Consider the following 6,612-nt stretch of genomic DNA (forward strand, 5'->3'; position numbering starts at 1 on the left):
GAGCCGCCATGAACACGTTTATGAGCAGCGCGCCGGCGCTGGGGATCCTGCTCGCCTGTACCGCCAGCGTGGCGCAGGCCACCCACACGCCGGACCGGCTGCCGGTGGTGACCGTCAACGGCGGGCGTCCCAGCTCGCTGCCGACCCAGATCCCGACCACCATCGAGAGCATCAGCGGCGCGCAGGTGGAGCAGCGCATCAACGCCACCGACAGCGAAGACGCGCTCAAATACTTCCCCAGCCTGAATGTGCGCAAGCGCTACATCGGCGACTACGACCACGCGGTGCTGGCCAGCCGCGCGTCCGGCACCGGCAACAGCGCGCGTTCGCTGGTGTACGCCGACGGCATCCTGCTGTCCAACCTGCTCGGCAACGGCGCCACCTTTACCCCGCGCTGGGGCATGGTCTCGCCGGAGGAAATCGAGCGCGTCGACGTGCTGTACGGCCCGTTTTCGGCCGCCTATCCGGGCAATTCGGCCGGCGCCGTGGTCGACTTCCAGACCCGCATGCCGACCCGTCTGGAAGCGCACGTGAAGCTGTCCGCCTTCAGCCAGCGTTATCGCCAGTACGCGACCGACGACCGCTACGGCGGAGGGCAGGGCAGCGCCTCGGTCGGCAAGCGCCAGGGCGCGTGGTCGTGGTGGGTCGATGTGTCGCGCCTGGACAGCCGCGGCCAGCCGATCGTGTTCGCCAACAAGCTGGTGTCGACGGGCGTGAACAGCGCGGCCGGCCTGCCGGTGAGCGGCGCGGTGGCGGACCGGAATTCGGCCAACAAGGATTGGCTGATCATCGGCACCACCGGCCAGTCGCACACGGTGCAGGACCACGCCAAGATCAAGCTGGCCTACGATGTGTCGCCGGTGCTGCGCGCCAGCTACACCTTGGGCTGGTGGGGCAACGACGCCCATCGCGCCGCCGAGACCTACCTGCGCGACGCCAGCGGCGCACCGGTCTACCGTGGCGATGCCAACGGCTTCATCAACATGGGCGGCAAGCGCTATGAACTCAAGCCGTCGGATCTGGCGCCCACCATCGGCAAGCTGGAACACCTGATGCACGGTTTCTCGCTCAAGCAGCACAGCAAGGGCGTGTGGGACTGGGAAGTCGCGGCCAGCAGATACGACTATGCCAAGGACCTGGTGCGCACGCCGACGGTGCCGGTCGCCGGCATCGGCCAGGCGGGGCGCGGCAACGTGACCGACATGGAAGGCAGCGGCTGGACCACGCTGGCGCTCAAGGGCATCTGGCGCCCGTCGCCGGCCCACATTGTGGACATGGGCGCGCAGAGCGAGAGCGCGGCCCTGCGCACGCGCGTGTTCTCGGCCAGCGACTGGATTAACGCGGGCGACGGCGCCACCGTCTCGACCTTCAACGGCAATACGCGCCTGCAAAGCCTGTACGCGCAAGACACCTGGCGCTTTGCGCCCGCGTGGAAGACCACCCTCGGCATGCGCATGGAGCGCTGGCGCGCGTACGGCGGCGAAGTATCGAACGCGGCCTCGGTCGCGCCGCTGCCGTTCGGCGAGCGCAGCGAGACCAGCTGGTCGCCCAAGGCGGCGCTGGCGTGGCAGGCCAGCGACGAGTGGGCGCTCAAGGCGTCAAGCGGGCGCGCGGTGCGCAATCCGACGGCGGCGGAACTGTTCCAGGGATCGATCGTCGACCAGCAGATCGTCAACCGCGACCCCAAGCTGCGCGCCGAGCGTTCGTGGACCGGCGAGCTGACCGCCGAACGGATGAGCGGCGATACCTCGCTGCGCGCCACCCTGTTCCACGAAACCACGCGCGACGCGCTGTACTCGCAGCCGCTGACCGGCCTTGTGAACACGGTCCAGAACGTGGACAAGATCCGCACCAACGGCCTGGAAATGGCATGGCAGGGCGACGATGTGCTGGTGCACGGCCTGACCATCAACAGCAGCCTGACCTACGCCGATTCGGCCATCGTGCGCAATCGCGGCTTTGCGGCCAGCGTCGGCAAACGCCAGCCGCGCGTGCCGCAATGGCGCGCCAACCTGCTGACGACCTACCACCTGGGGCAGGACTGGGTCGGCAGCGTGGGCGTGCGCTACAGCGGCAGGCAATACGGCACGCTGGATAACACCGATCCGAACGGCGCCACCTACATGGGCGTGTCCGACTACCTGGTGGCCGACCTGCGCCTGCGCTACAGGATCGACAAGCAGTGGAGCGCGGCGCTCGGGATCGACAATGTGAACAACGCGCGCTACTGGGCCTTCCATCCGTACACCCAGCGCACGGCGGTGGCGGAACTGCGCTTCGACCTGTAATGGTCAGCGCGGGGCGTCGCCGATGCGGCGGGTGGTGCCGGAACCGGCCACCGACTTGCTCACCTTCGGGTCGCCGTAGTATTTGACGTCGCCCGAGCCGGCAATCGAGGCGTTGATGCTGGCGCTGGCCCACACGGTCGCTTCGCCGGAGCCGGCCACGCTGATTTTTGCGTCGCGCGTCCTGACCTTGCCGAGGTCGACGTCGCCCGAACCGCCGATCGAGATCGAGGCATTGCTCAGCGTGCCGGGGCCGCTCGACAGGCTGCCGCTGCCGCCGACCGCAATCACGGCGTGATCGGCCTCGATCCCCTTGAGCACGACGCTGCCCGATCCGCCGACGTTGAGGGTGACCTTGTCGCCGCGCAGGGTGTCGGACTCGATGCTGCCCGAGCCGCCCATGGCCAGGTGATCGATCTTCCTGGCCTGCACCACGATCTTGATGTTGCGCGACTGAAGACTGAGGTTGCGCTTGCTGGGGCGCAGCTGCAGCGTGCCGTCTTCGATCACCGCTTCGATCAGCGGCAGCAGGTTGTCGTCGGCTTCGATGGTGACGCCTTCGGTCTCGCCGATGCGCACTTCCACCCTGGCCGGCAGGCTTACGCCCACGCCGCTGAAGTGGCCCAGCGCGCGCGCCTGGCGCTTGATGATGGTGCTGCCCTGGACTTTTTCGCCCCCGAACCAGCTGCCGGCCGCCTGGCTGGCGGGCAGCGCGCACGCGATGACGGCGGCCAGGACGAGGTGGCGCAGGGCGAAACGGGATGTCGGTGCTGGGGTCATGGCGGCTTCCTCTATATAAATGATCGGACGGTGTTCCTGATCGGCATAGTAGGCAAGCGGGCGATGCGCGGCGCGCCGTTTGCGACAGACTGCAGCGCGCGCCGGACAGGCTGCAATCTAGCGCGATGGAGCGGCCGGGCGAATCCGTCCGTGCTGCTCCAGCCAGCCCAGCGCACCTTCCCACAGCGGCTTGCAGTGGGCCTTGAAATAGCCCATGTGGCCGATGGCGCCCAGGCCGGCCTGGCGCGGGTCGATGTCGGTCGACTGCCAGCCGGCGTTGCGGTAGGCCGACATGAAGGCATTGCGCGAGGGCGGGCGCGCCCACAGGTCGTCGAGCGCGTTGCAGGCCATGATCGGACTGCGCACGCTCTCGTACGAGGCGGCGATGTGCGTCATCGCCGGGTCCTGGAAAAAATAGCGCGGAAAGGTGCACCAGCGCTTCCACTGGCGGTACACATCGATCGGCAGGTCTTCGCCCATGCCCATCCAGTTCCAGGCCAGGTAGCCTTTGATGCGCACGATGACCGGGCCGACCACGCGCCACATGAGCAGCACGCGCAGGCGCTCGGCCGGCGGCATCCAGCCATGCCAGCCGGCGCCGGTGGCGAAGGTGTACAGGCCGTCCACCTTGTCGTGGTTGGGCAGCAGGCCGAAGGCATGGCCGCCGTAGGAGTGCCCCACCATATATAAAGGCAGTCCGGGCACGCTCATGGCGTCGACGGCGGCCGCCAGGTCCTGGCGGCCCCAGTCCAGGTAATCCATGCGGAAGCCCCTGAGCGAGGCCGGCTTGGACAGGCCGATGCCGCGATAGTCGAGCGTCATCACGGTGTAGCCGCAGCTGCTGGCGTACTGCGCGAAGCGGCGGTAGAAGCCCTGCGGCACGCCGGTGGCGCCGGCTACCACCAGATGGCCGCGCGTGGCGCCGGCGGCGGGGTAGCGCAGCGCCGCGATCCGGTAGCCGTCGGCGGTGGTCAGGGTCAGCGATTCGGCATCGGCGGGCTTACTCATGATCGGGCTCCTTGGGGCGCTGCAGTTTCAGGTAGGTGAGCAGGGCAGCGCTGACCAGGGCCATCGGTTCGGGCGTGCCGTCCACGCGCGCCTGCAGCAGGCCGCCCTCGTAGGCGGCCAGGATCAGCGCCGCCGTGGCGTGGGCGCTGGCCGCGTCGTAGCCGGCCTTGATCAAACCGGCGGCGATGCGCTCGCGCAGCGCCGCGAAGCCCCTGGCCAGCGCGGCGCGGATCGCCACGTCGTCGGCGGTGGTTTCCAGCGCGATGGTGGCCAGCGGGCAGCCGCGTTCGTAGTGGCTGGCGTCGAGCCGCTTCTGGGCGCCGTTAATCCAGACCATCAGCGCCGCGCCGGGGTCGCCGCTGGCGGCCAGGCTCGCTTCCATGCTGTCGCACAGGCGCGCAATGGTCACCTCGATGGCGGCCACCGCGAGTTCGGTCTTGCCGCCCGGGAAGTGGTGGTAGAGCACGCCTTTGGGCGCGTCGGCGGCGGCCAGCAGTTCGGTCAGGCCGCTGCCGTGCAGGCCACGGCGTTGCAGGGCGTCGATCATGGCGCCGATGAGGCGCTGTTTGGCATCTGTGGGTTTCATGCAATTCATCCTATAGACTGATCGGTCTAGGCGCAAGAAAAATTTTTGTGGGCTAGCGCAGGGGCTCTAAATGGGGGGCAGGCGGTATCATGTGGCATTGCAATGCATTTTCACTGGAACAACATGCTGATCATCACCATCAAACAGGGCAAGGAAAAGAGCCTTCTCGCGGGCGAGCCCTGGATTTACGCGTCCGCGATCGACAAAGTCGACGGCAAGCCGAACGAAAAAATGAAGGCGGGCGGCACGGCCATCGTGCAGTCGTCGTCCACCAAATTCCTGGCGCGCGCGGCCTACAATTCGAAGTCGCAGATCCGCGCGCGGGTGTGGACCTTCGACGAGGGCGAGCCGGTCGACCATGCGCTGATCAAACGGCGCGTGAAAGCGGCGCTGGCCAGGAGCGCGGCGGCGGCGAAGAAGGCGCGCCCGGACCAGGTGGTCAAGCTGGTCAACGCCGAGGCGGATCAGTTGCCGGGTTTGCTGGTGGAGCAGTACGGCGGCAAGGAGGGCTATCTGATCTGCGAATTCCAGGCCGCGGGCGCGGATGCGTGGAAGGTGCCGATCGTGCAGGCCTTGATCGCGGAGACGGGCTGCCGCAATGTGTACGAGCGCGCCGATGAACTGGTGCGCAAGGGCGAAGGGCTGGCGTTCGTCGAAGGCGCGCTGGCGGGGGATGAGCCGCCCGATGAAGTGCCGGTGAGCGAGAATGGGGTGAAGTTTGCGCTGGATTTGAAGACGGGGGAGCGGTACAAGTTTCGTTGATGTCTCGCGGTCAGTCTCCGGGCGACCGCAACACTTGCATGCGCATAAGTTCCCTAATGTCAACTAGTGGCTAAGAGCGGTCGTTGATGAACGCACCTCGAACACCCGCTCGGGCCCTAAAGTCATCTGCTCAGCGACGTCGTTTAACGAGAGAAGCCAATATGTCAAATGAAACAGAAGTAGCTGAGCGGTATCATGAACAGCGTCCGGTCTTTAGTTCCTTGGCCGAGATCGCGGCAACAACGTTGTCTGCACTTTTACGGTCGCGAAAAGTGGACTTTCTTGCTGTATCACATCGCACTAAGACCCTTGAGAGCGTGATAGAAAAGGTTACTCGCAAGGATTATGCCGATCTCTCCGAGATGACTGATATTGCTGGCATTCGTGTCATTACGTACATTGAGTCTGATGTCACGCGCGCGGCTGAATTGGTTGGAACAGCGTTTCTTGTTCACACTGACAAAAGCGTCGATAAATCCGAGGAACTTAGTGATGATAGGTTTGGATATCGATCTGTTCATTTCGTTTGCGAATTGGGGGACGCACGGATTGCACTTCCAGAGTTGGCACCGTTCAAAGGCTTGACATTTGAAGTACAGGTTCGGACTGTTCTGCAGCATGCGTGGGCAGAAATTGAACATGATAGGAGCTACAAATTTTCTGGCGAACTACCGTCCGTTATACGAAGGCGTCTCAATCTACTGGCTGGTGTTCTAGAACTGGCAGACGGGGAATTTGGTCTCTTGGCGTACGAGGTAGATGAGTACACCAAGCGGGTTCAACAAAGTGCGAAATCAGGTTCTCTAGGGGAAGAGGAGTTGACGTCTCTGAGCCTTTTAGAGTATTTGAAGTCTGGAATAGATCTACCTATTGCCACGGGGCAATTTTCAGCCAAATCCACCGTTGTGGAAGATGTGATAGGAGAGCTTAAGCTATTCGGTGTTGACACCGTCAGTGGCATCAAGCACCTGTTGACTGCAGATTTTCTAGCTGCTCTGATGCGGCACGTTCCATCGACAACAGTCGTTGGGACCTTTCGACGGGCGATGCTTTTTACCGATATGGAGCGCTATTTTTCTCAAGCGTGGATGAAACGTTGGCAGGGCATGAGTCCAGAGACTTATGGTTTGCTTTCAGAACGGTACGGTGAGGCTACTTGCTGTGGTCAAGTAATTTCGGACACCACGATAG

The 6,612-nt window shown here is 64.4% G+C and carries 6 protein-coding genes; 3 read left to right on the forward strand and 3 right to left on the reverse strand.

The features are described from left to right. The first annotated feature begins 8 nt into the window (after positions 1–8). The gene (locus tag EJB06_RS20180) at positions 9–2,288 is read left to right on the forward strand and encodes a TonB-dependent receptor (RefSeq protein WP_229427171.1); all 2,280 of its coding nucleotides are present in this window, start codon (positions 9–11) and stop codon (positions 2,286–2,288) included. Positions 2,289–2,291: 3 nt separating this feature from the next. On the opposite strand, the gene EJB06_RS20185 is transcribed toward EJB06_RS20180, so the two are convergent. The 3 genes from EJB06_RS20185 to EJB06_RS20195 all read right to left on the reverse strand — a co-directional run bounded on the left by EJB06_RS20185 (position 2,292) and on the right by EJB06_RS20195 (position 4,659). After that, positions 2,292–3,065, reverse strand: a complete 774-nt coding sequence (locus EJB06_RS20185) for a head GIN domain-containing protein (protein ID WP_126075806.1) — start codon at positions 3,063–3,065, stop codon at positions 2,292–2,294. Between the two features lie 117 nt (positions 3,066–3,182). Next, positions 3,183–4,073 (reverse strand): alpha/beta hydrolase family protein, encoded by an 891-nt coding sequence (locus tag EJB06_RS20190; protein WP_126075807.1) that lies wholly within the window; start codon positions 4,071–4,073, stop codon positions 3,183–3,185. Further along, the gene (locus EJB06_RS20195) at positions 4,066–4,659 is read right to left on the reverse strand and encodes a TetR/AcrR family transcriptional regulator (RefSeq protein ID WP_126075808.1); all 594 of its coding nucleotides are present in this window, start codon (positions 4,657–4,659) and stop codon (positions 4,066–4,068) included. Before EJB06_RS20195 ends, EJB06_RS20190 begins: the two co-directional genes overlap by 8 nt. Positions 4,660–4,782: 123 nt before the next feature. On the opposite strand from EJB06_RS20195, the gene EJB06_RS20200 reads away from it, so the two are divergent. Together EJB06_RS20200 and EJB06_RS20205 are read left to right on the forward strand one after the other, a co-directional pair. Further along, positions 4,783–5,421 carry a class I SAM-dependent rRNA methyltransferase gene (locus EJB06_RS20200; protein WP_126075809.1) on the forward strand — a complete coding sequence of 213 codons (639 nt, stop codon included), beginning with the start codon at positions 4,783–4,785 and terminating at the stop codon, positions 5,419–5,421. Between the two features lie 161 nt (positions 5,422–5,582). Continuing rightward, a partial coding sequence (locus EJB06_RS20205) for a GTP pyrophosphokinase (protein ID WP_164557975.1) occupies positions 5,583–6,612 on the forward strand: 1,030 nt, incomplete at its 3' end.

It is taken from the genome of Massilia atriviolacea, assembly GCF_003953935.1.
GTDB lineage: Bacteria > Pseudomonadota > Gammaproteobacteria > Burkholderiales > Burkholderiaceae_D > Telluria_A > Telluria_A atriviolacea.

What these genes read in the sequence shown, in the direction of transcription:
- EJB06_RS20180 (WP_229427171.1), top strand. Translation starts at nt 9, where the DNA reads ATGAACACGTTTATGAGCAGCGCGCCGGCGCTGGGGATCCTGCTCGCC.
- EJB06_RS20185 (WP_126075806.1), bottom strand. Translation starts at nt 3,065, where the DNA reads ATGACCCCAGCACCGACATCCCGTTTCGCCCTGCGCCACCTCGTCCTG.
- EJB06_RS20190 (WP_126075807.1), bottom strand. Translation starts at nt 4,073, where the DNA reads ATGAGTAAGCCCGCCGATGCCGAATCGCTGACCCTGACCACCGCCGAC.
- EJB06_RS20195 (WP_126075808.1), bottom strand. Translation starts at nt 4,659, where the DNA reads ATGAAACCCACAGATGCCAAACAGCGCCTCATCGGCGCCATGATCGAC.
- EJB06_RS20200 (WP_126075809.1), top strand. Translation starts at nt 4,783, where the DNA reads ATGCTGATCATCACCATCAAACAGGGCAAGGAAAAGAGCCTTCTCGCG.